The following is a 21,721-nucleotide window of genomic DNA, read 5'->3' on the forward strand; positions in this document are numbered from 1 at the left end:
TCCGGCGGGTTCGGTGAGGTCGATCCTCCGCGCCGACGGGGAGCTGCGCCACCCGGATTCGGGGGATGTGGCGGTCTGGCTCAGTCGCGGAGCACGCCGGCGGCGCGGGCCGGGGCGGCGTACGCCTCGGCGAGGGAGGCCACGGTCTCGTGGGCGTTGAGGCCGCTGGGGTTCGGCACCACCCACAGCTCTGCGCCCGCGAGCGGCTCCGGCTGCTTGCCGAGCACCGCCTTGGGCAGCCCGAACGCGGCGCGGTACGCCGTGATCCCGGCGATCGCCACCACGGCCGGCCGATGCTGGCGGATCGTCTCGACCAGCAGCTCGCCGCCCTCGCGCAGCTCCTCCCGGCTCAGCTCGGAGGCCTTCGCCGTGGCCCGCCGCACGACGTTGGTGATCCCGATGCCGCGCTCCCGGAGCCGGTCGCGGTCCTCCTCGTCCATGCCGTTCGCCGGATCGATGGGGTGCTCGATGATCCCGGCGCGCAGCAGGGCGGGGTAGAAGCGGTTGCCGGGGTGGGCGAAGTGGGTGCGGGTGGCGGCGGTCCACAGGCCGGGGTTGATGCCGACGAACAGCAGGCGCAGCCCGCCGGGATCCGGCATCAGGTCGGGCACCTCGGCGTCGCGGAAGGACTCCAGCTCCGCGCGGGTGAACGTGGTCCGGGCAGGGCGGGCGGGTCGGTCGCTCACGCCGGCAGCCTGCCACGCGGGCCGGGGCCGGCCCGGGGCGGGTCGACGCGGTCAGGGGGCCGGGACGCTCAGCACCGCGAGGGCGTTCGCCACCCGGCGCTCGGCGCCGTCGGAGGGCCGGTTCGCCACGTCGTACAGACCGGGGGTCCGCGTGACCGCGAGGGTCGAGGAGCCGCCGCCGTCGAGGTTGAGCGCCGCCTCGGCACCGAGCTCGGTCATCATCGCGGCGAGCTCGACCATCGTCAGGCCGCGGCTGTGGCCGTCCTGGCGCCCGTCGACGACCAGCAGGAGCAGCTCGCGGGTGTCGCGGTCGATGCCGACGGCGGTGCGGGGGTGCATCTCGACGTCGTCGACCACCTGCGTCCGGCCGCCCTGCAGGAGCACCTTGTTGCCCCCGATGGCCAGGCGCGGGCGTCCGGCGAGGTGCCAGCGCACATCGATGCGCTGCCCGGGACGCAGGGTCGCGAGCCGCTTGGCGCCGGCGCCGCGGCCGACGAGCAGGCGACCGCGGATCGGCTGGTTCGCGCTCAGCACCGTGCGGTTGGCGACGACGCGGCCCTGACGGAGCTCCACGACGCGCACGTTGCGGCGCTGGCCGCCGGTGACGCGGTGGCCCGAGGTCGGGCCCCAGGCGGGGGTGTAGACGCCGATCCCGCCGGCCGCGACCCGGGGCGAGTTGACGTTGGTGACCGCCCAGGCCGGGCGTTGGGGGATGCGCGCGCGCAGTGGCACGGTGCCGATCCGGGGGACGCCCCGGGCGTCGAGGTAGAAGGCGCTGTTCCAGCCCGACCGCGGCGCGTGGCGCACGCCGGCGTCCGCGGGCCGGCCCACGCCGAGCGGAGCGCCGGTGCGCCCGATGTCGAAGAAGTCGCCGTTGACCCCGGCGAGCGCGCCGCGGCGGGCGAGCAGCTCGGAGACCGGAGAGGTCGACGCGACCGGTCCGGGGCCCGCGTAGTCGAGCCGGACCCGCGGGTTGCGCCACTTCACCGACAGCAGCGACGCGGCCACCCGGCCGCGGGCGTCGGTCTGGGACCAGGTGGTGAGGCGTACGCCGGGGGCGAGCCGCTCGACCACCGGCTCGGAGCGGACCGGTTCGGTGCGCAGCGATCGCGGGACCTGCGGGGCGCGCGGGCCGACGACCCCGTCGGAGGAGTGGCGCGGGAGCGCGTGGGTGTCGCCGGCGGACGCAGTCGCGGTCGCCGTGGGTGTCGCGCCGGCAGTCGCCGAGCCGGGCAGCGTGGTGAGGACCAGGCAGGCGGAGGCGACGAGCGCAGGCAGCAGCGTGCGGAGACGGTGCTGTCGGGGGTGAGCGCCGCGCCGGTGGCGTCGGCTCATCCGCAGCCCACCGCGCCCAGCCGGGCGAGGCCCTCGAGGTCGCCGGGACCGAAGTCGTCCTGCCCCACGCTGTCCTCGTACATCAGCTCGCTCCGGTCGTCCACGTGTCCCAGCCCGAGCACGTGCGCGAGCTCGTGCATGAGGATGGCACGCATCGTGTCCTCGCCGCCGCGGCGTGCGTCGAGCTCGTCGTACAGGCCGACGTCGAGGGTGACCGAGCCGGTGATGTAGCGGCGCTTGCCGCTCTGCTCGACGTAGGTGCTGCCGCCGAGGCCGGCGACCTCACCGGCCAGCTGGGGCACCTCCTCGGGCGAGGCCCAGCCGATCAGGACGGGGGAGGGACGCCCGAAGCCGTTGATGCGGCCGGTGAAGTCGCGGTCGTCGGTGGTGCCCTCGTCCTCGAAGACGAAGCCGCTCGCGGTGCTGACCCGCTCGACGGACTCCTCCACCAGGCGCTCCCAGTCCTCGGGGGCGCCCTCGGGGTTCACGACGTAGCGGATCGGGCGGCACCGGTTCCAGGCGACCGGGTCGTCGCTGCCGGGCTGGGTGGCGGCGAAGGAGTACTCCCCGTCGGTCGTGATCCCGACGCTCTCGGCGAGCGCCCCGTCGAGGCCGACGACCTCGCGCAGGCGCTGTCCCGCGCCGGAGGGGTCCAGCAGGAAGACCCCGAGGATGATCATCGCGACGATCACGAGGCCGGGGAGCACAGGTCCGCGCTCCTTGCGCTCCGCGCGTGCGGTCTTGCGCGCGCGGGAGCGGTGCCGGCGCCCGTGGACCGGCAGCGGGATCGGCGCGTGCGTCTGCGGGTGCTCGCCGAGGGAGCGGATGGCGTCGTCGACGCCGCGGTCCTCACGTGCCAGCGCCTCCAGCTCGCGATCGAGCTCGCGCGCCCATCGCCGCTGCTCGCGCCGCTCCCGGAATCCCACCTCGCCCATGATGCCGGGTCTGTGTCCACAGGTGGTCAGGATGGGGGGTTCCGTACGCCCGATCCGCCGGTAGTTTGCCGGTGGGCGTCCCGGTCCGGGTCCCCACCGGCTCTCGGAGGCTGACATGAGACGTGCGTGTCTGGTGGTCGCGGCCGCCGTCCTGGTGGCGAGCTCCTCGGCCTGCTCGGAGGATCCCGAGGAGAAGGCCGACCCTGCCCCGGCGCCCACCCCCACGGCCACCACCACCCCGGCCGCCGCCGGCCCGGTCGAGCCGACGCTGCCCCCGGAGGCGGAAGGGGACGACGCCGCGGCTGCGGAGGCGTTCGTGGAGTACTTCTGGGCGATGGTGAAGTACGCCGAATCCGGCCAAGACATCCACGCGCTTCGCCGGCTGATGTCCGAGCATTGTGAAGGTTGCGGTGGCGGGATTAGATTTCTTCGCGAAGTGTTTCGGGATGGTGGCCGCATCGAAGGGGGAGACGTCGTGCTTTCCCGTTTCGAAACTACGGAACTGCGAAGCGGGCCCGCCATTCTGCATGAGGTTCGGGTTGATATCACCAGCACTCGCCAGGTTGTTTCTTACGCTTCTGATCGAGAAGAGCAAGTGTTTCCCGCCGGGACCGTGCGAAACCGATTCATCGTGATCAAGCACGACGGGCAGTGGCTCATGGATCGGTGGGAAGTGCTGTGAACCCCTTACTCCTCGCGGCCGTACTCGCCTTGAGCGCGCCTCCCACGGTTGGCAATGGACCCGCGATGAGGAGCGACCCAGTTGACGTCGACGTCAAGACACATACGACGGGCATCAACGTGGCAGCTCAGACGAGTTCGGGCCCGCTAGGTGGGAATCCGCAGCCAACTTCCGGATCATCCAACGAGGGTCCCCAAGGGACGTGGCATTCGGCCCCGACCTGTGCGATAGGAGGTTCGGCGACCTGTTACGAGGTCGTTCTCTGCCCGGACGGATCAACAATGCAGACGATCTGGTTCGAGTACTCCGACGGCACGCTTGGGCCCCCCTACTCAAGTTGTCCTCAGGCCGAGGAAGCCGAGGACGTCGCCGAGCCCGTGGTGATCACGGCGGGGATGGCGGCGCAGGCGCTGCGGCAGGTGGACCTGCCGGCTTCCGAGCTGCAGGTGCAGCCGCCGGGTGGGCGGACGCTGGTCAACTTCGAGACCAACTTCTTCACCAGCGCCGACGCCTTGGACCGCACCGTCCGGCTGCTCGGGCAGCGGGTCGACCTGCGGATCCGGCCGGCGTCCTTCGAGTGGCGCTTCGGTGACGGGAGCACGCTGCGCACGCGCGAGGCGGGGGCGCCGTACCCCGACCTGCGGGTCACCCACTCCTACCTGCGCAAGGGCGCGGTCGCCGCGGCCGTGGACACGACCTACGAGGCGGACTTCCGGGTCAACGGTGGGCCTTGGGCGCCGGTCGCCGGGACGGTCACGATGACGGGTCCCGCGGTGGGGCTCGAGGTGGTGACGGCGACGCCGACGCTGATGGGCTATCGCTGACCGGGCGGCCCCATGGCCTAGTCTCGCGGCGTGACCGCGCCCGGCGAGCCCTGGAACACCTTCGCCGAGGGGGACAACCTCGAGGTGCTGCAGCGGCTGCGTGACGAGGGTGCGGCGTACGACCTGGTCTACATCGACCCGCCGTACAACACCGGCAACGACTTCGCCTACAGCGACCGGATCAAGGGCGACCGGACGACGACGCGGCACCAGGCCTGGGTGGCGATGATGCGCCCGCGGCTCGAGCAGGCGCGCGAGCTGATGAGCGCGACCGCGGCGATCTTCGTCAGCATCGACGACAACGAGGTCGCGCACCTGCGCCTCCTGCTCGACGAGGTGTTCGGCGAGCGGCAGTTCCTCGCCCAGGTCGTGGTCAACCTCAACCCCAAGGGCCGCCAGCTCGGCAAGGGGTTCGCGACCAACCACGAGTACCTCCTCGTCTACGCCAAGGACGCGCGCACCTGCGTGCTCGACGCGAGCAGCCCGGACGCGGTCGACCCCGACGACTTCCCGCTGGTGACGCCGGACGGGCGGCACTACCGGCACCTGCCGCTGCGCAACACCAACAAGAAGTTCAACCCGGCCACCACCCCGACGCTGCACTACCCGCTGTGGGGGGACCCCGAGAGCGGCCGGGTGCGCACGGAGGAGTTCGAGGGCGCGAGTCGCATCGAGCCGGTCTTCGGCGACGCCCGGCCGGCCGTGTGGCGGTGGAGCCGACCGCTGGTCGACGCCCGTCCCGACGACCTCGTGTGTCGCCGGATCAAGGGTCGGCTGGGGGAGCGCGCCGACATCTTCCAACGCGACTGGCTGCACGAGGGGCGCCGCAAGAAGCTGCGCACGATCTGGCTCGCCGAGGAGGTCGGCAGCACCGACACCGCGGTGGCAGAGCTCAAGGCCGTGCTCGGCCACGTCTTCGAGTCGCCCAAGCCCACCGCGCTGCTGCGCCGGGTGCTGCAGACGATGCCTTCCGACGGGCGGGTCCTGGACTTCTTCGCCGGCAGCGGCACCACGGGGCACGCCGTGGCGCTGCAGAACGTCGCCGACGGCGGCACCCGCACCTGCCTGAGCATCAACAGCGCCGAGCCGACCCGCGCCGGGTCCAACGCCCGGCTCGCCGGCTACGCGACCGTCGCCGACATCACCCGCGCCCGGCTGCGGGCCGTGGCGGACACCGTCGGGGGCGGGTTCGCGGAGCGCTGAGCCTCAGACCCCGACCGCCAGCTCGAGGGCGTCCAGCTCGGCGTCGAGGTGGCCCAGGATCGACTGGAGGCTCGGCACGGTGCGACGGCAGCCGGTCAGCCCGAAGCACATGGTCTCGGCGTACGACGTGCAGGTGATGTTCAGCGCCATGCCGTTGATCGGGATCGACAGCGGATAGGTGCTGTCCAGGCGGGCGCCGTTCCAGTAGTGGGTGGTGCGCGGGCCCGGGACGTTGCTGATGATCAGGTTGTACGGCGAGCGCACGATGCCCTGCATCCGCAGCAGCGGCGGCAGGATGGCCGGGATCTGCCCGAGGGCGCTCATCGCGACCACCTGCAGCGGCGTCATCGAGGCGAGCGACTCCTTGCCGGCGCGCATCGAGCGGTGGATCGTCTCGAGCCGGTCCGCGGGGTCGGCGAGGTCGGTGCCGAGGCGGCACATCACCGACCCCACCGCGTTGCCGCCCTCCACCGACCCGAGCTGGGACTCCCGCGCGCGCAGGCCCACGGGCACCATCGCGACCAGCGGTGCCGACGGCAGTGCGTCCAGGTCCAGCAGGTAGCGGCGCACCGCGCCGGCACACATCGCGAGCACCACGTCGTTGATCGTCGCGTCACCCGCCTTTCCGACCCGGCGCAGCCGCTCGACCGGCCACCCCTGGGCGGCGATGCGACGAGACCCGGTGATCGGTTGGTTGAAGATCGTCTTCGGCGCGTGCAGCGAGATCGCCGAGGTCTCGTTGCGTGCTGCACGCGTCAGCGTCCGCAGCAGCGCCGCGGGCATCCCGGCGGCCTCCGCGGTGAGCGCCAGGCCGGTGCGCAGCGCCTCGATCGGGACCTCCGTGAGCGGGGTCGCGAGCGTGGAGCGGGGGACCTCGACCTCCACCTCGACCTCGGTCTCGAGCGCGTCAGGCTCGACCGGCGGCGCACCGGCGTCCCACGGCGCCGGCATGCCACGCTCGTCCGGATCGGTGGTCAGCACGCTCTGCATCAGCCGTGACGCGGCGACGCCGTCGAGCAGGGCGTGGTGGATCTTGGTGTAGAGCGCGACCCGGCCATCGGCGAGGCCCTCGATCACGTGGGCCTCCCACAGCGGTCGCTCGCGGGGCAGCCGGGAGCTGTGCAGGCGCCCGCACAGGTCGAGCAGGTCGCGGGCCCGCCCCGGCGCGGGCAGCGCGCTGTGCCGCACGTGGTAGTCGATGTCGAACTGCTCGTCGGGGCGCCAGACCAGCTGCCCGGCGGTGGACAGGGACCGGTGGGGGTGCTGCAGGAAGAGCGGCCGGGTGCGGTCCGAGTGCCGCATCGCGTCGTACATCTCGCGGGTGTAGCCGGGCCCGGCGTCCGCGGGGTTCTCGAAGAGCTGCAGGGACCCGACGTGCATGGGCTGCCGTCGGCTCTCGACGGTCAGGAACGCGATCGACGTCGGGTCGATGGGAGCAGCGGCCACGAGGTCCCCCTGATTCGTCGTCCACCAAGCGGCGGGACCCGAACTATGGCTCGCGGTGACGAGCGCCACAAGGGGGGTGGGTCGCGCGCGCCCTTCGCGGGCCGCGTGGTGTCCACAGGCCACCCCCGGTGCGCACCCTCCCCAGGTCCGTGGTCGGCCCCCGCCTGGCGCCCCCGCCGGTACCTAGCGTCCTTCGCACCCGGAACCCTCCGGGAACCACCGACCCACGGGAGTCCCCATGCACCAACGTCTCGCCCTCATGATCGCCGTCCCCGCCGCCGCGCTGGTCGCCGTCATCGGCACCGTCGCCGTCGGCCCGGCCAACAGTGCGCCGTACGCGCCGGCCGGCGACACGATCGTCGAGGTCACCGGCGACGCCGCCAACGGCTTCGAGATCCACCACTACGACGGCACCTCGCTGTTCCCGCCCACCGACTCCGAGGCACGTGCGGAGTGCAACGAGTACGACAAGCGCGTGCAGCGGGTGCGCTGCCGGGTCGAGGTCCGCACCTGGTACCGCGACCTCGGCGACCTCAAGCAGGCGCTGGCCTGGGCGCACGCCTCCTGAGGCACACCGGTCGTGCCGGGCGAGGGGCGGCGCTCTGGCACGATCGGGGCATGGAGGCGCGGCCGTTCGACGAGGTACTGATCAAGAGCCGGACATCCCTGCGCTTTCGCCGCAAGCGGCTCTCCTCCAAGCGCTGGCAGATCGCCCAGGCCTCGGCCGCCGCCGGGATCGCGTGGTTCATCGCCGCGGACGTGTTCCACCACGAGCTGCCGTTCCTGGCGGCGACCTCGGCGATGCTGTGCCTCGGCACCTCCTACGGCCAGCGGCTGCGCCGGGTCGCCGAGGTGATGATCGGGGTGGCGATCGGGGTCTTCGTCGCCGACCTGTTCGTGCTCGAGTTCGGCACCGGCGGCTGGCAGATCGCGCTCATCGTGGCGATCTCGATGTCGGTGGCCTTCCTGCTCGACGGCGGCCAGCTCTTCGTCAACCAGGCCGCGATCCAGGGCATCATCGTCTGCGCGCTGGTGCCTGAGCCGGGGCAGGCGTTCACCCGTTGGACCGACGCGCTGATCGGCGGGTCGGTCGCCCTGGTCGCGGCCACTGTCGTCCCTGCGGCGCCGTTGCGCCGTCCGCGGGAGCAGGCCGCCGCCGTGATGCGCAAGCTCGCCACCCTGCTGCGCACCGCGGGCGAGGTGATGGTCGACGGAGAGGTCGAGCGCGCCTTCGCGCTGCTCGCCGATGCCCGCTCCACCGACCACCTGATCCGCGAGCTCCAGGACGCCGCCGACGAGGGCATGTCGGTGGTGGCCTCCTCGCCGTTCCGGTTCCGGCACCGTGAGGGCGTACGCCGGGTGGCCGACCTGGTCGGCCCGCTCGACCGGGCGCTGCGCAGCACCCGCGTGCTGGTGCGCCAGGTCGCGGTGGCCGCCTACCGCCGCCAGCCGATCCCGCAGTCCTACTCCCGGATCGCGCTGGACCTGGCCGACGCCGCGCTCGAGGTCGCCGCCGAGCTCCAGGCCGACCGGATGGCCACCGCAGCCCGCCCCACGCTGCTCGCGGTCGGCAACGGCACCGCCCACGTCGAACGCAACGACGACCTCGCCGCGGACGTGGTGCTCGCCCAGCTGCGCTCGATCATCGTGGACCTGCTGCTGCTCTCCGGCCTGGACCAGACCGAGTCCACCGACGCACTCCCGCCGCCGCCACGCTGAGGGATGCCGATGACCGGATGGGTGCTGCACGTCGATCTCGACCAGTTCATCGCCGCGGTCGAGGTGCTGCGCCGTCCCGAGCTCGCGGGACGCCCGGTGGTCGTCGGAGGCCGGGGCGACCCGACCGAGCGGGGGGTCGTCGCCACCGCGTCGTACGAGGCCCGCGCCTTCGGCGTCGGCTCGGGGATGCCGCTGCGGGTGGCCGCCCGGCGTTGTCCCGACGCGGTGTTCCTGCCGGTCGACCACCCGGCGTACGACGCCGCATCGGCCCGCGTGATGGCGACCCTGCGCGAGCTGACGTGGGGCGGGGCCCCGGTCGTGGTGGAGGTGCTGGGCTGGGACGAGGCGTTCGTCGCCGCGGACCCGCCCGCCGCCCTGGGCAGCGATCCCCAGCCGGTCGCCGACCGGGCCCGGGCCGCGGTGCTCGAGGCCACCGGCCTGCACAGCTCGGTGGGGATCGGCGACAACAAGCTGCGCGCCAAGATCGCCACCGACCTGGGCAAGCCGCGGGGGACGTTCCGCCTCACCGCCGACACCTGGCTGCCGGTGATGGGGGAGCGGCCCACCGACGCGCTGTGGGGCGTCGGGCGCAAGACCGCCGCCCGTCTCGGCGACCTCGGGCTGACCACCGTCGCCGAGCTCGCGGCGGCCGACCCCGACGAGCTCGCCGCTGCCTTCGGCCCCAGGACCGGGCCGTGGCTGGGCAGGCTGGGCCGTGGGGTGGACGCTAGCCCGGTCGACGCCACACCGTGGGTGCCGCGCGCCCACGGCCGGGAGACCACCTTCCAGGTCGACCTCGACGACTGGGAACGGATCGCCGAGGAGGTGCGCACCCTCACCCGGCGGGTCGCCGCCGACATCGACGCGGAGGGCCGGCCGGCCGCGCGGGTGGGTCTGAAGGTGCGCTTCGTCCCCTTCACCACCGTGACCAGGAGCCTCACCCTCCCCGTCCCCACCGCCGACCCGGCCGCCCTCGCCGACGCCGCCGTCAGTCTCCTGGCCCGCGTCGACCGGACCCGCGCGGTCCGCCTGCTCGGGGTGAGGCTGGAGATGGTGCCCCCGCCCGACGGCTACCCCCGCTGAGACGGCCCCGGGCGGTCGCCGTCCTGCTCGTCCCAGTCGGCGAACCGGCTGGTGACGTTGCCGGCGTCATCGATGGTCACCCACTGTCCCTGCCCGGGTCCGAGGTCCTCGGGCTCCTCGGGGGGAAGCTCCCGTGTCTCGGACGGCGTCCAGTCGTAGGTCCCGTCGTAGACGAGGAAGCGGACGCCGTCCGGGGTCGCAAGCACGCAGTCCTTGATGGTGGTCGCTGCCGGGTCCCCGTCGCCGTACATGATGCTGAGGTAGTCGTCCCAGTCCTCGGGGCTCATCACCACCTCGACGGTGCGCGAGCGGCCTGGAGGGCGCTCGATGGTCACCTCGACGCCATCTGGCACCTCTCGGGCGCTTCCCAGCTCGGCGAGGTACTCGATGAGGCGCTCCCAGATGCGCTCGTATCCCATGCGCGCAGCATCTCGCACCGATCGAGGGAACCCCGACAGAGGCAGGTCCGGCGGAGGGATCAGCCGCGGCGTCGGCCGAGCTTGTCGAGCCCCCGGGGGCGGTCTGCGTCGGCCAGACGTCTTTACCCTGCAGCTCTCACCGACCCCTTTTCATCGAACCTCTGTTCGAGTATGATGAGGCATGGCCGACCCCGAGCTCCCCGACTGCGACACTCCAGCCGCCGTGCTGGCGTTCGCGCAGTCCCGTCGGGCTGCGGCCCAGCGGGCCGAGGTCGACGTGCTGGAGGCGGCCCTGGTGTGGGCGTCGATGCACCCGGAGGAGTCGGTGGCCGATGCCCCCGCCTCGGGGCTGGTGTTCGGGGAGCTGGCTGTCCCGCTCGCGGGTGAGGGGACGCCGCTGGTGGCGGAGTTCGCGCCGATGGAGCTCGGTGCCGCTCTCGGCATGTCCACCGACGCCGCGCGGTGCCTGGTCGGTGACGCCCTCGAGCTGGCCCATCGGTTGAAGCGGACCTGGAAGCTGCTGCGCGCTGGCGAGGTGCCGATGTGGAAGGCGCGGCGGCTGGCGCAGCTGACGTCCGCCCTGCCGCTGGAGGGTGCGGAGAAGGACCGGCTCGCCGCAGCCGACGGGCGCCGGTTCGACGTGCGCACCGATGAGGCCAACCACCACGGCATCGTCCATGTGGAGGGAGTCCTCGACCTCGCCGACGGGCTCGATCTCAATGCCGCGATCTCGCAGGGCGCCGAAGAGCTCGCCTCGCTCGGATCCACCGAGTCCCTCGACGTGCGCCGCTCGATGGCGGCCGGTGAGCTCGCCCGGCGCCAGCTCGCCTTCGACCTCCGTGCCGAGGCCGGAAGCGCCGGTGAAGGTGCAGCCTCGGTGGTGAAGGCGCGGCAGGTGGTCATCCATGTCCACCTTGGCGACGCCGCGATCAGCCGCGACGAGGCCGGCTTCGCCACGGTCGAGGAGACCCGGTCGATCGTCTCCACCGAGCAGGTGCGCCAGTGGTGCAGCGGCCAGGCGCAGGTCGTGATCAAGCCGGTCATCGACCTCGAGGCCCACCACCACACCGACGCCTACGTCGTCCCCGACCGACACGTCGAGCAGACCCGGCTCACCCAGCCGGGGCGAGTTCTAGGTAGTGGTGCGAGAGGCCCGCGAGGCGTTGCGACACCGACCACGTCACCGCGCACGGATCAGGCGGGCCGACGTGCAGCTGCAACCTGGCGCCGCTCTGTCGGCGTCACCATCGGGTCAAGACCCACACCGCGTGGACCTACGACAAGACCGACGCCGCGACGTACCTCTGGCGATCGCCCCACGGGTTGCACCTCGTGAAGGATCAGGGCACCACCCGGCTCGTCAGCGCGCACCCGCCCGACGAGTAGCGGCTGCGGTCAGGAGCCCAGGCTCTCGCGGAGCTCGCGGACGACGGAGTCGACCACGGCGACCAGGTCGCCACCGGTGCGGTCGGCGACGGCGCGCTGGCGCTGGTACGACGCGCCGCGAGCGGGGATCTCGGCGACGGAGGCGAGCTCGGCGGAGCAGCCGAGGCGGGCGGCGACCGGCTCGAGACGTGTGAGCAGGTCGGTGAGGTCGTCGGTGATCAGCCGCTCGCGCGGCTCGGAGTCGAGGATCACGATGGCGTCGAGGCCGTAGCGGGCGGCCCGCCACTTGTTCTCCTGCACGTGCCAGGGCTGCATCGTGGGGAGGGTCTCGCCGGTGGCGAGGCGGGTGTCGAGGTCGACGACCAGGCACTGCATGAGCGCGACCAGCGCGGAGAGGTCCTCGAAGGTGGAGACGCCGTCGCAGACCCGGTTCTCGATCGTGCCCAGGTGGGAGGAGGGCCGCAGGTCCCAGCGGATCTCGGAGAGGTCGTCGATGACGCCGGTGGTCACCTGGTCGCCGGCGAAGGACTCGAACTCCGACCACGTCTGGAACTGGAAGGGCAGTCCGGCGGTGGGGAGCTGCTGGAACATCAGCGCCCGGTTGGAGGCGTAGCCGGTGTCCACGCCCGCCCAGATCGGGGAGGACGACGACAGCGCGAGCAGGTGCGGATAGTGGTTGAGCAGCGAGGACAGCACCGGCATCACGCGGTCCTGCGCGGGCAGGCCGACGTGGACGTGCAGGCCCCAGATCAGCATCTGGCGACCCCACCACTGGGTGCGGTTGATCAGCTCCTCGTAGCGGTGCCCCTCGCTGAGCTGCTGCCCGGTCCAGGACGCGAACGGGTGCGTGCCCCCGCCGTACAGGTCGAGGTCGAGGTCGTCGGCGGCCGCCATCGTGGGCTCGAGGGTCGCGCGCAGGTCGTCCATCGCCTCGCCCACGGTGCCGCAGATGCCGGTCACGATCTCGACGGTGTTCTTCAGCAGCTCCTTGTGCAGCCGGTCCGGGTGCGGGAGCCGCGGCCGGGCACGGGCGAAGAGGTGCGAGGCGTCGTTGCGCAGGTCGCGGGTGCGGCGGTCGACGAGCGCGAGCTCCCACTCCACGCCGATGGTGGGGGCCGGGGAGGCGTGGAAGTCGATCCGCACGCGCACAGCGAACCACAGCGCACCCAACGGCTCCATGTCGGCGACGAGCGGGCCCGGGCGTACTGCGGCGCCGGTCACGTGGGGGGTCTCTGGCACCATCGCAGTCGTGCTCGACCCCCGCCAGGTGAATCAGGTCCTCGACTTCTGCCTCCGCGTCGGAGAGCTCCTGCTGGCCTCCGGTGCCGGCGCGGCGGACGTCACCGCGACGATGCAGAGCGTGGCCCAGCACCTCGGCCTGCGGGGCGCCGACACCGACGTCACCTTCACCTCGGTCTCGATGAGCCACCACGCCGACCCCGAGGAACAGCCGATCGTCGCGACCCGCACGGTCAAGCAGCGCACCATCGACTACGAGCACCTCACCCGTGTCGACCACCTGGTCCGCGCGATCCTCCACGACCAGATCGACCTCAAGGAGGCCCGGACCTCGCTGGCCCGGATCGTCTCCTCGGGCCACATCCGCGCCCGCTGGCGGGTCACCTTGGCCTGGGGAGCGATGTGCGCCGGTGTCGCGATCCAGCTCGGCGGCGACCTGTACGTCGTCCTGGTCGCCTGCGTCGCGGCCATGCTGATCGACCGGCTCCAGCTGCGGATGTCGCGCGCCCGGCTGCCGTTCTTCTACCAGCAGGTCGCCGGCGGCGGCCTGGCCACGGCGGTCGGCGTCTCCGCGGGCCTCGCGCCCGTCGAGGTCGACATCTCGCTCGTCATCACCGCGAACATCGTCATGCTGCTGGCCGGTATCGGGTTCATGGGCGCCCTCCAGGACGCGCTCAGCGGCTTCTACGTCACCGCCGGCGCCCGCCTCACCGAGGCGATCCTGGCCACCGCCGGCATCATCGGCGGCGTCAGCGGCGGCCTCAGCGTCGCCCAGATGATCGGGGTCGACATCCCGCCGCTCGACCCCGGCCGCGGGGACCTGCAGACCTTCGGCATGCTCGTGGTCGGCGCCGCGGTCTGCGCGGCCTCCTTCTCCTACGCCTCCTACGCGCCGGGCCGCATCATCGCGCCGATCGCCGGCGTCGCCGCGGTCGCGATCGCGATCGCGCAATCCATCGCGCTGCCCGGCATCGGGCGTACCTGGTCGGTCGCGATGGCCGCCCTCTTCGTCGGTCTGGTCGCCTTCTCGGTCGCCGGGCGCATGCGCGTGCCACCGCTGGTCGTCGTCGTGTCCGCCGTCGTGCCGATGCTGCCGGGGCTCTCGATCTACCGCGGCCTCACCCTGCTCGCCGAGGGACGTCCCGGAGACACCTCGGCCGGGCTGCTGGCGATGGTCACCGCTGCCTCGGTGGCGATCGCGCTGTCGGCCGGCGTGATCCTGGGCGAGTACATCGCCCAGCCGCTCAAGCGCGAGGCGCGCCGCCTCGAGACCCGCCTGGCCGGGCCGCGCCTGGTCGGCCCGATCCGCGACCGCAGCACCCGCACGCGCCGCCGCCGCTCCGAGAACGGCAACGGCAACGGGGAGGCGACCGCGGTCAACGGGGACTGAGCCCGCGCACCCGTTCCAGCCACGCCCCCGCGCTCCCGTCGTACGGCGGGGAGGCGGCGGCGACCGCGCGGCGCACCCGCTCGCAGCTGTCCAGGGCGGCCGCGACCACGCCGGCGGGGTAGTCGAGGTCGACCCGGTGCGCGGCGAACTCGTCCTCGTCGTCGACCCAGACCCGCCCGGTGTCGCCCCGGATCACGTCGAGGTCCAGGTCGACGCTGCGCAGGACGGGCACCTCGCCCTCGCGGTCCCACCGGGGTGGGGAGGCGATGTCGACGTAGAGCGTGCACCAGTTGCCCGGTCCGTAGAACGTGGGCAGGCTCCACGCGCTGGGGCTCACCAGCGTCACCGAGTCGACCTCGGAGACGTAGGCAGCGCCGGGACGCGCGTGCCGGGTGCCGGCGGGGAAGCCCAGCCAGTCGCCGTGCTCGTCGCTGCCGAGCAGCAGCCCGTCGAACTCCCAGTGCGCGCCGCCGCCCCACTTGGTGATGACGACCCGGATCGGGCTGCCGGGGCTCCCGGCTCCGGTCGGCACAGCCGCGCCTAGACGATCTCGACGTGCTCGGGCAGCGTCTTGCGGGCCACCCGCGCCGCGACGTCCTGGAACCGCGAGCCCAGCAGCTGGCCGAGGTGGTGCACCGCGTGGGCGTCCGGGCCGACGAGCACCCGCCCGCGCCCGCGCAGCACCCCGGAGACGATCACCCGCGCCGCCTTCTCCGGGGTGGTGCGCGCCAGCCGGGTGTCGAAGAGCTCCGCGGTCGCGGCGGCGTCCTCCTTCGCGGAGACCCGGGCGCTGCGGGCGATCGCGGTGCGGATCCCGCCGGGATGCACCGAGGTCACCCCGACCGGGTGCCCCGCGCGGAGCATCTCGGAGCGGATCGCCTCGGTCATGCCCCGCACCGCGAACTTCGTCGCGTTGTAGATGCTCTGCCCCGGCATCGGCACCAGGCCGAAGAGCGAGGAGAGGTTCACCAGGTGCCCGTCGCCCGAGGCGATCAGGTGCGGCAGGAACTCCTTGCTCCCGGTCAGCATCCCGCCGAGGTTGATGCCCATGATCCAGTCGATGTCGTCGTACTCGAGGTCGGTGAAGTCCCCGGCGAGGGCCACCCCGGCGTTGTTGACCATCACGTTGACCCGGCCGAAGTGCTCCGCGACGGCCGAGGCGTACGCGGCGAACGCAGCCCGGTCGGCCACGTCGAGGCGGTCCGCGCGCACCTGCCGGGCCCCCGCGGACCCGGCCAGCCGGACCGTCTCGGCCAGGCCCGCCTCGTCGACGTCGGAGAGCGCGAGCAGCGACCCGTGCCGCGCGCACTCCGCGGCCAGGGCCCGTCCGATCCCGGAGGCGGCGCCGGTGATCACGACCACCTTGTCGTCGAGGGTCCTCATGCGGTCACGGGGTCCGGGGCGGCAGCGCTCATGGGCAGACCGTAGTGACGCCCGCGCGACAGGGTCAACGAGCGCGCGCCGCGCCCTCAGGCGCCGACCAGGTCCGCGAGCTGGTCGAGGCCCCAGAGCAGGTCGTCCTCGGCGATCACCAGCGGGGGAGCGAGGCGGATCGTCGAGCCGTGGGTGTCCTTGGCCAGCACCCCGCGCTCCATCAGCCGCTCGCACACCTCACGCCCGGTGCCGACGCGCGGGTCCACGTCGACGCCGGCCCACAGCCCGCGGGTGCGTACGCCGACCACGCCGCGCCCGAGCATCGCGTCGAGGCGTTCGCGCAGCACCTCGCCGAGGTCGCGGGCGCGCGCCTGGTGCTCGCCGGTGGACAGCATCTCCACCACCGTGCGCCCGACCGCGCACGCGAGCGGGTTGCCGCCGAAGGTCGAGCCGTGCTGGCCGGGACGCAGGACGCCGAGCACGTCGCGGTCGGCCACCACCGCGGAGACCGGCACGATCCCGCCGCCCAGCGCCTTGCCGAGGACGTAGAGGTCGGGGACGACGCCTTCGTGGTCGCAGGCGAAGGTGCGCCCGGTGCGCCCGAGGCCCGCCTGGATCTCGTCGGCGGCGAGCAGCACCCCGTGGCGGGTGCAGAGCTCGCGTACGCCGCTCAGGTAGCCGAGCGGCGGGATGACCACGCCGCTCTCGCCCTGGATCGGCTCGAGGAGCACGGCGACCGTGGCGGGGGTGATCGCGGCCTGGAGGGCGGCGAGGTCGCCGTAGGTCACCGTGCGGAAGCCCGGGGTGAAGGGCCCGAAGCCGTCGCGCGCCTCGGGGTCGTCGGAGAACCCCACGATCGTGGTGGTGCGGCCGTGGAAGTTGCCGCTCATCACGATGATCTCGGCGGCGTCGGGCGCGACGCCCTTGACCTCGTAGCCCCACTTGCGCGCGACCTTGATCGCGGTCTCCACGGCCTCCGCCCCGGTGTTCATGGGGAGCACGAGGTCCTTGCCGCACAGGTCGCCGAGCGCGCCGCAGAAGTCGGCGAACTGGTCGTGCACGAAGGCCCGGCTGGTGAGGGTGAGCCGGTCGAGCTGCTCGTGGGCGGCGCGCAGCAGCGTGGGGTGGCCGTGGCCGAAGTTGAGCGCGGAGTAGCCGGCGAGCAGGTCGAGGTAGCGGGCCCCCTCGAGGTCGGTCATCCAGGCGCCCTCGGCGTGCTCCACAACGACCGGCAGCGGGTGGTAGTTGTGGGCGGTACGGGCGTCGGCGCGCGCGAGCTGGCGGCTCGAGGGCGTCTCCAGGTCCGCCCGGCGGGCCTGGTCGGTGGTGGTGATCCCGGTCGTGACGGTCGTCATCGGATGTCGCCTCCTCGCGTCTACGTGCCTGGTGGCCCGGCCGGCGGATCCGGCGAGCCCGGTCGAGTCTGACGAGATTGTCAGACAATCTTGGCGTCAGCGTAACCGCAGCGGCGTCGCCCGGCGACCCCTTTCGCCGGGGTTTCGCCGCGGCGCGTCGTCCCGGGTGGCGGCGGGTGTCAGGCGGGCCGGAGGGTGACGCGGAGCGTGGTGTCGCCCGGGGCGCTGCGCAGCTCGACCCGTCCTCCCTGTGCCTCCAGGATCGCGCGCACCAGCGCCAGGCCGAGCCCGGCGCCACCGCTGCGCTGCCGCGAGGCGTCGCCGCGCACGAAGCGCTCGAAGGCGTGCTCGGCGAGGTCGGGCGGGAAGCCGGGGCCGTCGTCGTGGACGCTGAAGCCGCCGGGGCGCGCGGACACGGCCACCGTGGTGCCGGCCGGGGTGTGCCTGCGGGCGTTGCTGAGCAGGTTGCTCACCACCTGGTGCAGGCGCTGGGCGTCGCCGAGCACCATCACGGACTCCTCGGGCAGGTCCAGGCGCCAGTGGTGGTCCGGGGCGAGCACCCGGGCGTCGGACACCGCCTCGAGCAGCAGGAGCGTGAGGTCGACCGGCTCGCTCTCCAGCGGCCGGCCGGCGTCGAGACGGGCGAGCAGCAGCAGGTCCTCGACCAGCGAGGTCATCCGCCCGGACTCCTCCTCGACCTTCGCCAGGGCGGTCCGGGTCGCCTCGGGGTCGTCGGGCCGGCGCCGGGCGAGCTCGGTGTAGCCGGCGATCGTGGCCAACGGCGTCCGCAGCTCGTGGGAGGCGTCGGCGACGAACTGGCGCACCTGCTGCTCGCTGCGGTGCCGGGCGGCCAGCGCGGAGCCCACGTGCGCGAGCAGGGTGTTGAGCGCCGCGCCCACCTGCCCGACCTCGGTGCGGTCGTCGGTGAGGCGGGCCGGCACCCGGGTGCTCAGGTCGACGTCGCCGGAGGCGAGCGGCAGCGCGGCGACCTCGTGCGCGGTGCGGGCCACCTCGGTGAGGGGACGCAGCTGGCGGCGTACGACGACCGAGCCGACGACGGCCGCGGCCGCGACGCCGAGGAGCACCAGCACGACCTCCCAGCCGATCAGCGTGCGGACCGCGTCGTCGACGTCGGCCGTCGGGAGCCCCAGCACCAGGACCCCACGGTCGAGCTCGAGCGCGGCCGCGCGGTAGCTCCCGAGCGCGCCGAGGTCGACCTCGCGCGGGCGTCCGTCGGTGGGCATGTCCTCGAGCGCCGCGACCTGGTCGTCGTCGAGCTCGCGGCGGCTCCCCGGCCCGTCGCCGAGCACGGCGCTGTCGTCCCGGCCGTCGCTGGAGATCGCGAGCACGACGGTGCCCGGCGCCTGGTTGCGCGGGTCGATCGCCAGCGGGGCGCCGGGCGGGACCCGGGTGGCGCTGCTGAGCGCCTCGCGGACCTCCGTGTCGACCTGGTCGTGGAGCCGGTCGCTCATCGCCAGCGTGGTGACCGTGGCCACGAGCGCGGTGACCACCGCGACCAGCGCCACGGCCGTGAGGACCAGGCGGGCGGTGAGGGAGCGCCAGCGGCTCATGTTGCCGGCTTGAGCACGTAGCCCGCGCCGCGCATCGTGTGGATCATCGGAGCGCGCCCGGCGTCGATCTTCTTGCGCAGGTAGGAGATGTAGAGCTCCACCACGTTGGCCTGCCCGCCGAAGTCGTAGTTCCACACCCGGTCCAGGATCTGGGCCTTGCTGAGCACCCGGCGCGGGTTGCGCATCAGGTAGCGCAGCAGCTCGAACTCGGTGGCGGTCAGGTGCACCTCGTCGCCGCCGCGAGTGACCTCGTGGCTGTCCTCGTCGAGGACCAGGTCGCCGACCACCAGCACCGAGCCGGCCTGCGCCTGCTGCGCCCCCGCCCGCCGCATCAGCGCGCGGAGCCGGGCCACCAGCTCCTCCAGCGAGAACGGCTTGGTCACGTAGTCGTCGCCACCGGCGGTGAGCCCGGTGATCCGGTCCTCGACGGCGTCCTTGGCGGTCAGGAACACCACCGGTACGTCGGGGTCGTGCGCGCGCATGCGGCGCAGCACCTCCAGCCCGTCGAGGTCGGGCAGCATCATGTCGAGCACGACCGCGTCCGGGCGCAGGTCGCGGGCGACGCGGACCGCGTCCAGCCCGGTGAGGGCCGTCTCGACGGTCCAACCCTCGTAGCGCAGGGCCATCGAGATGAGCTCGGCGATGTTGGCCTCGTCGTCGACGACGAGGACGCGTACCGGAGTGCCGTCCGGGCGGGTGAGATCGGACCTGGCCATGCCCTCATCGTCCTCGCGAACCCTGTGCGTGTCCTGTGCGTCCCGGGTGGTTTCCGGCGAGCCGGATCCCTGCCGGACTCCGAGGTGACACACAGGGAACGCACAGCTCCCGGCGCCACGATGGCGACGTCGCAACCGAAGGAGGAGAGATGACCCAGACCCCTCAGAACCCCCAGCCGCAGGGCCCGCGTCCCTCGGCTCCGCTGGCGAACCAGCCGACCACCCCGCCGACCGGCCAGCCGGCCGCCTCGGAGCGGAAGTCCTGGCGCGAGCGGACCTTCCCGCTCCGCTCCCTGGCCGCCGTCGGCGCGGCCGGGCTGCTGCTCGGCGGCTTCGCCGGCGCCGGCATCGGCGTCGCGGCGGCCGACGACGACGGCTCGCAGGGCCCCGACGACGTGCCCGCCCAGGGCGAGTGGCGGGGCGGGCCCGAGGGCGACCAGCAGGGCGACGGCCAGCAGATGCCCTACGGCGGCCCCGGCATGCCCGACGGCGGCCCGGGGATGCCCGACGATGATCAGGGCATGCCGGACGGTGGCGAGGGCATGCCGGACGGCCACGAGCACGGTCCCGAGCGGTACGACGGACAGGACCGCCCCGACGGCGAGGACCGCCCGGACCTCTCGGAGGACCAGGCCCAGGACGGGTGAGCCGGCCCGGACGACACGCAGGCCCGATGACCCCGCGGTCATCGGGCCTGCGTCGTCAGTGGCGAGGACGCGGCTGGGTCAGCCGATCAGGTCGCGCACCGCGAGCGAGGCGAAGACCATCGCGCTGCCCAGCGGCGCGCCCGGCGCGGGGTAGACCCCGCCGAACATCGAGGCGGTGGAGTTGCTGGAGGCGTAGAGCCCCGGCAGCGTCGAGCCGTCCTCGCGCAGCACCCGGCCGACGGCGTCGGTGACCAGCCCGCCCTTGGTGCCGAGGTCGGAGAGCACGAACCGCGCGGCGTAGAACGGCGCCTTGTCGCACGGGGTGAGGGCCTTGTTGGGCCCGGTGCCGACGGCGAAGAAGGTGTCGTACTCGTCCTGGCCGCGGCCGAAGTCCGGGTCGACGCCCTGCTCGGCGTGGGAGTTGAAACGCTCGACCTGCTCGACGAGGGCGTCGACGGGCAGCCCCGTGGCCTCGGCGAGCTCCGCGATCGTGTCGGCCTTGACCCAGGTGCCCGCGGCGAGGTGCTCGTCGGCGTCACCCTGGGGGATGGCGATGGCCGGCAGCTGCCCGCCCTCGCGGTCGTCGAAGATGTACCAGGAGGGGATCCGCTCGGGAGCCTTGGCCATCTCCCGGCCGAACCGGTCGTAGGGCAGGGACTCGTTGGCGTAGCGGCGCCCTGTGCTGTCGACCATCAGGCCGCTGCGGAAGCCGAGGGTGAAGGAGCCGGCGCCGGAGGGCTGCTCCAGGCCGGGGCAGAACCAGCCGACGCCACCGAAGTCGGCCGCCGCGCCGATCGCGATCGCGGCCTCGATCGGCTCGCCGGTGTTGGTGCCCGCGGGCGCCATCGTCCAGGCGGCGTCGCCGGGAACGCCGTGCGCGGCGCGCATCTCCGGGTTGCGCTCGAAGCCGCCGGCCGCCACGAGGACGCCGCGCTCCGCGCGCAGCTCCACGGGGCCCTCGGGGGTCATCGCTGCCGCGCCGACCACGCGGCCGGCGTCGTCGGTCACGTAGCCGGTGACCGGGAGGTTCGTGCGGATCTCGCCGCCCGCCTCGACGTACGCCGCCGCGAGGCGCGCGATCAGGGCCTGGCCGCCGGTGAGCGAGGAGCGCCCGCCCTGTCCGACCCGGTCGAGCTCGACCGGCGGGCGCACCAGCGGCGCCACCTCGGCCGGCAGGTCGGCGCGGTCCACGGCGCTGACCTGGATCGAGCGCCCGTTGGGCACCCGGCCGGGCGCGTCGAAGTACTCCGCGAACGGCACCGGCACGAAGTCGATGCCCATCGCCTCGAGCTCGGCGACGAGCGCGGGCGCATGGCCCACGAAGGCCTCGAGCTTGTCCTGGTCGGGGTCGCTCAGCACCGCGTTGAGGTAGGTGCGCGCCGCGTCGGTGGAGTCCGGGAGGCCGGCGCGCTGCTGCACGTCGGTCCCCGGCAGCCAGCAGGCGCCACCGGAGTACGCCGAGGTGCCGCCGATGTACTCCGTCTTCTCCACGACCACGGTGCGCAGGCCCGCCCGGGCCGCGAGGAGCGCCCCCGTCAGCGCGCCGCCACCGGAACCGACCACCACCACGTCGTACTGCTCTGCCTGGGTCATGGCGCGAAGGTAGAACACGTCACACCGCCCGTCCACGCGTGTTCCCGGTGGACGGTCGGGGTCTTGCCGGGGTGCGACGCACCGACGGGTGGGACCGGCGCTAAAGGATTCGCCTCCC

General features: G+C 73.4%; 21 protein-coding genes. 9 read left to right on the top strand and 12 right to left on the bottom strand.

The genetic code is table 11. From position 1 onward, the window contains the following. Positions 1-80: 80 nt before the first annotated feature. Genes HOQ23_RS11835 through HOQ23_RS11845 form a run of 3 tightly spaced genes read right to left on the bottom strand, consistent with a single transcriptional unit; the run spans position 81 to position 2,947 of the window. Positions 81-686, bottom strand: a complete 606-nt coding sequence (locus HOQ23_RS11835) for a mismatch-specific DNA-glycosylase (protein WP_367650468.1) — start codon at positions 684-686, stop codon at positions 81-83. Between the two features lie 51 nt (positions 687-737). Continuing rightward, on the bottom strand, positions 738-2,021 hold the full coding sequence (locus HOQ23_RS11840; RefSeq protein WP_172214790.1) for a phosphodiester glycosidase family protein: 1,284 nt from the start codon (positions 2,019-2,021) through the stop codon (positions 738-740). Beyond that, positions 2,018-2,947 carry a matrixin family metalloprotease gene (locus tag HOQ23_RS11845; protein ID WP_172214791.1) on the bottom strand — a complete coding sequence of 310 codons (930 nt, stop codon included), beginning with the start codon at positions 2,945-2,947 and terminating at the stop codon, positions 2,018-2,020. Before HOQ23_RS11845 ends, HOQ23_RS11840 begins: the two co-directional genes overlap by 4 nt. 142 nt (positions 2,948-3,089) lie before the next feature. On the opposite strand from HOQ23_RS11845, the gene HOQ23_RS11850 reads away from it, so the two are divergent. From HOQ23_RS11850 to HOQ23_RS11860, 3 genes are all read left to right on the top strand, one after another. Next, on the top strand, positions 3,090-3,638 hold the full coding sequence (locus tag HOQ23_RS11850) for a DUF6318 family protein (RefSeq protein WP_172214792.1): 549 nt from the start codon (positions 3,090-3,092) through the stop codon (positions 3,636-3,638). Between the two features lie 281 nt (positions 3,639-3,919). Further along, complete coding sequence (locus tag HOQ23_RS11855) at positions 3,920-4,462, top strand: hypothetical protein (RefSeq protein ID WP_172214793.1); 543 nt, start codon at positions 3,920-3,922, stop codon at positions 4,460-4,462. Between the two features lie 30 nt (positions 4,463-4,492). Then, entirely contained in the window at positions 4,493-5,665 is a 1,173-nt protein-coding gene (locus HOQ23_RS11860) for a DNA methyltransferase (protein WP_172214794.1), read from the top strand. Between the two features lie 3 nt (positions 5,666-5,668). Here the strand turns inward: HOQ23_RS11860 and HOQ23_RS11865 are convergent, their stop codons facing one another. Continuing rightward, complete coding sequence (locus HOQ23_RS11865; RefSeq protein WP_367650469.1) at positions 5,669-7,111, bottom strand: wax ester/triacylglycerol synthase family O-acyltransferase; 1,443 nt, start codon at positions 7,109-7,111, stop codon at positions 5,669-5,671. 238 nt (positions 7,112-7,349) lie between these two features. Between HOQ23_RS11865 and HOQ23_RS11870 the strand changes: the two genes are divergently transcribed. Genes HOQ23_RS11870 through HOQ23_RS11880 form a run of 3 tightly spaced genes read left to right on the top strand, consistent with a single transcriptional unit; the run spans position 7,350 to position 9,913 of the window. After that, the gene (locus HOQ23_RS11870) at positions 7,350-7,679 is read left to right on the top strand and encodes a hypothetical protein (protein WP_216654123.1); all 330 of its coding nucleotides are present in this window, start codon (positions 7,350-7,352) and stop codon (positions 7,677-7,679) included. 50 nt (positions 7,680-7,729) lie between these two features. Next, positions 7,730-8,830 carry an aromatic acid exporter family protein gene (locus HOQ23_RS11875; RefSeq protein WP_172214795.1) on the top strand — a complete coding sequence of 367 codons (1,101 nt, stop codon included), beginning with the start codon at positions 7,730-7,732 and terminating at the stop codon, positions 8,828-8,830. A 9-nt stretch (positions 8,831-8,839) separates the two neighbouring features. After that, positions 8,840-9,913: a DNA polymerase IV gene (locus HOQ23_RS11880; RefSeq protein ID WP_216654124.1), complete on the top strand. Its 1,074-nt coding sequence runs from the start codon at positions 8,840-8,842 to the stop codon at positions 9,911-9,913. Here the strand turns inward: HOQ23_RS11880 and HOQ23_RS11885 are convergent. After that, complete coding sequence (locus tag HOQ23_RS11885) at positions 9,901-10,332, bottom strand: hypothetical protein (RefSeq protein WP_172214797.1); 432 nt, start codon at positions 10,330-10,332, stop codon at positions 9,901-9,903. The genes HOQ23_RS11880 and HOQ23_RS11885 overlap by 13 nt on opposite strands. Before the next feature lie 181 nt (positions 10,333-10,513). Between HOQ23_RS11885 and HOQ23_RS11890 the strand changes: the two genes are divergently transcribed. Continuing rightward, the gene (locus tag HOQ23_RS11890; RefSeq protein ID WP_172214798.1) at positions 10,514-11,668 is read left to right on the top strand and encodes a hypothetical protein; all 1,155 of its coding nucleotides are present in this window, start codon (positions 10,514-10,516) and stop codon (positions 11,666-11,668) included. Positions 11,669-11,727: 59 nt separating this feature from the next. On the opposite strand, the gene HOQ23_RS11895 is transcribed toward HOQ23_RS11890, so the two are convergent. Further along, the gene (locus HOQ23_RS11895) at positions 11,728-12,957 is read right to left on the bottom strand and encodes a glutamate--cysteine ligase (RefSeq protein ID WP_367650470.1); all 1,230 of its coding nucleotides are present in this window, start codon (positions 12,955-12,957) and stop codon (positions 11,728-11,730) included. 10 nt (positions 12,958-12,967) lie between these two features. Here HOQ23_RS11895 and HOQ23_RS11900 point away from each other — a divergent pair, with 10 nt between their 5' ends. After that, entirely contained in the window at positions 12,968-14,347 is a 1,380-nt protein-coding gene (locus HOQ23_RS11900; protein ID WP_367650471.1) for a threonine/serine exporter ThrE family protein, read from the top strand. On the opposite strand, the gene HOQ23_RS21580 is transcribed toward HOQ23_RS11900, so the two are convergent. From HOQ23_RS21580 to HOQ23_RS11925, 5 genes are all read right to left on the bottom strand, one after another. Beyond that, the gene (locus HOQ23_RS21580; protein WP_172214800.1) at positions 14,334-14,879 is read right to left on the bottom strand and encodes a DUF402 domain-containing protein; all 546 of its coding nucleotides are present in this window, start codon (positions 14,877-14,879) and stop codon (positions 14,334-14,336) included. The two genes, HOQ23_RS11900 and HOQ23_RS21580, sit on opposite strands and share 14 nt — an antisense overlap. Positions 14,880-14,887: 8 nt before the next feature. Then, positions 14,888-15,730 (bottom strand): SDR family oxidoreductase, encoded by an 843-nt coding sequence (locus tag HOQ23_RS11910; protein ID WP_172214801.1) that lies wholly within the window; start codon positions 15,728-15,730, stop codon positions 14,888-14,890. Positions 15,731-15,816: 86 nt separating this feature from the next. Further along, complete coding sequence (gene rocD / locus HOQ23_RS11915; protein ID WP_172214802.1) at positions 15,817-17,076, bottom strand: ornithine--oxo-acid transaminase; 1,260 nt, start codon at positions 17,074-17,076, stop codon at positions 15,817-15,819. A gap of 179 nt (positions 17,077-17,255) precedes the next feature. Continuing rightward, positions 17,256-18,647 carry a cell wall metabolism sensor histidine kinase WalK gene (locus tag HOQ23_RS11920; RefSeq protein WP_172214803.1) on the bottom strand — a complete coding sequence of 464 codons (1,392 nt, stop codon included), beginning with the start codon at positions 18,645-18,647 and terminating at the stop codon, positions 17,256-17,258. Further along, positions 18,644-19,363, bottom strand: a complete 720-nt coding sequence (locus HOQ23_RS11925) for a response regulator transcription factor (RefSeq protein WP_172214804.1) — start codon at positions 19,361-19,363, stop codon at positions 18,644-18,646. Before HOQ23_RS11925 ends, HOQ23_RS11920 begins: the two co-directional genes overlap by 4 nt. Positions 19,364-19,512: 149 nt before the next feature. On the opposite strand from HOQ23_RS11925, the gene HOQ23_RS11930 reads away from it, so the two are divergent. Beyond that, the gene (locus HOQ23_RS11930) at positions 19,513-20,010 is read left to right on the top strand and encodes a hypothetical protein (protein ID WP_172214805.1); all 498 of its coding nucleotides are present in this window, start codon (positions 19,513-19,515) and stop codon (positions 20,008-20,010) included. Between the two features lie 78 nt (positions 20,011-20,088). On the opposite strand, the gene HOQ23_RS11935 is transcribed toward HOQ23_RS11930, so the two are convergent. Further along, positions 20,089-21,603: an FAD-dependent oxidoreductase gene (locus HOQ23_RS11935; RefSeq protein WP_172214806.1), complete on the bottom strand. Its 1,515-nt coding sequence runs from the start codon at positions 21,601-21,603 to the stop codon at positions 20,089-20,091. Positions 21,604-21,721: the final 118 nt, after the last annotated feature.

This window comes from Nocardioides sp. zg-DK7169 (assembly GCF_013155365.1).
Lineage (GTDB): Bacteria > Actinomycetota > Actinomycetes > Propionibacteriales > Nocardioidaceae > Nocardioides.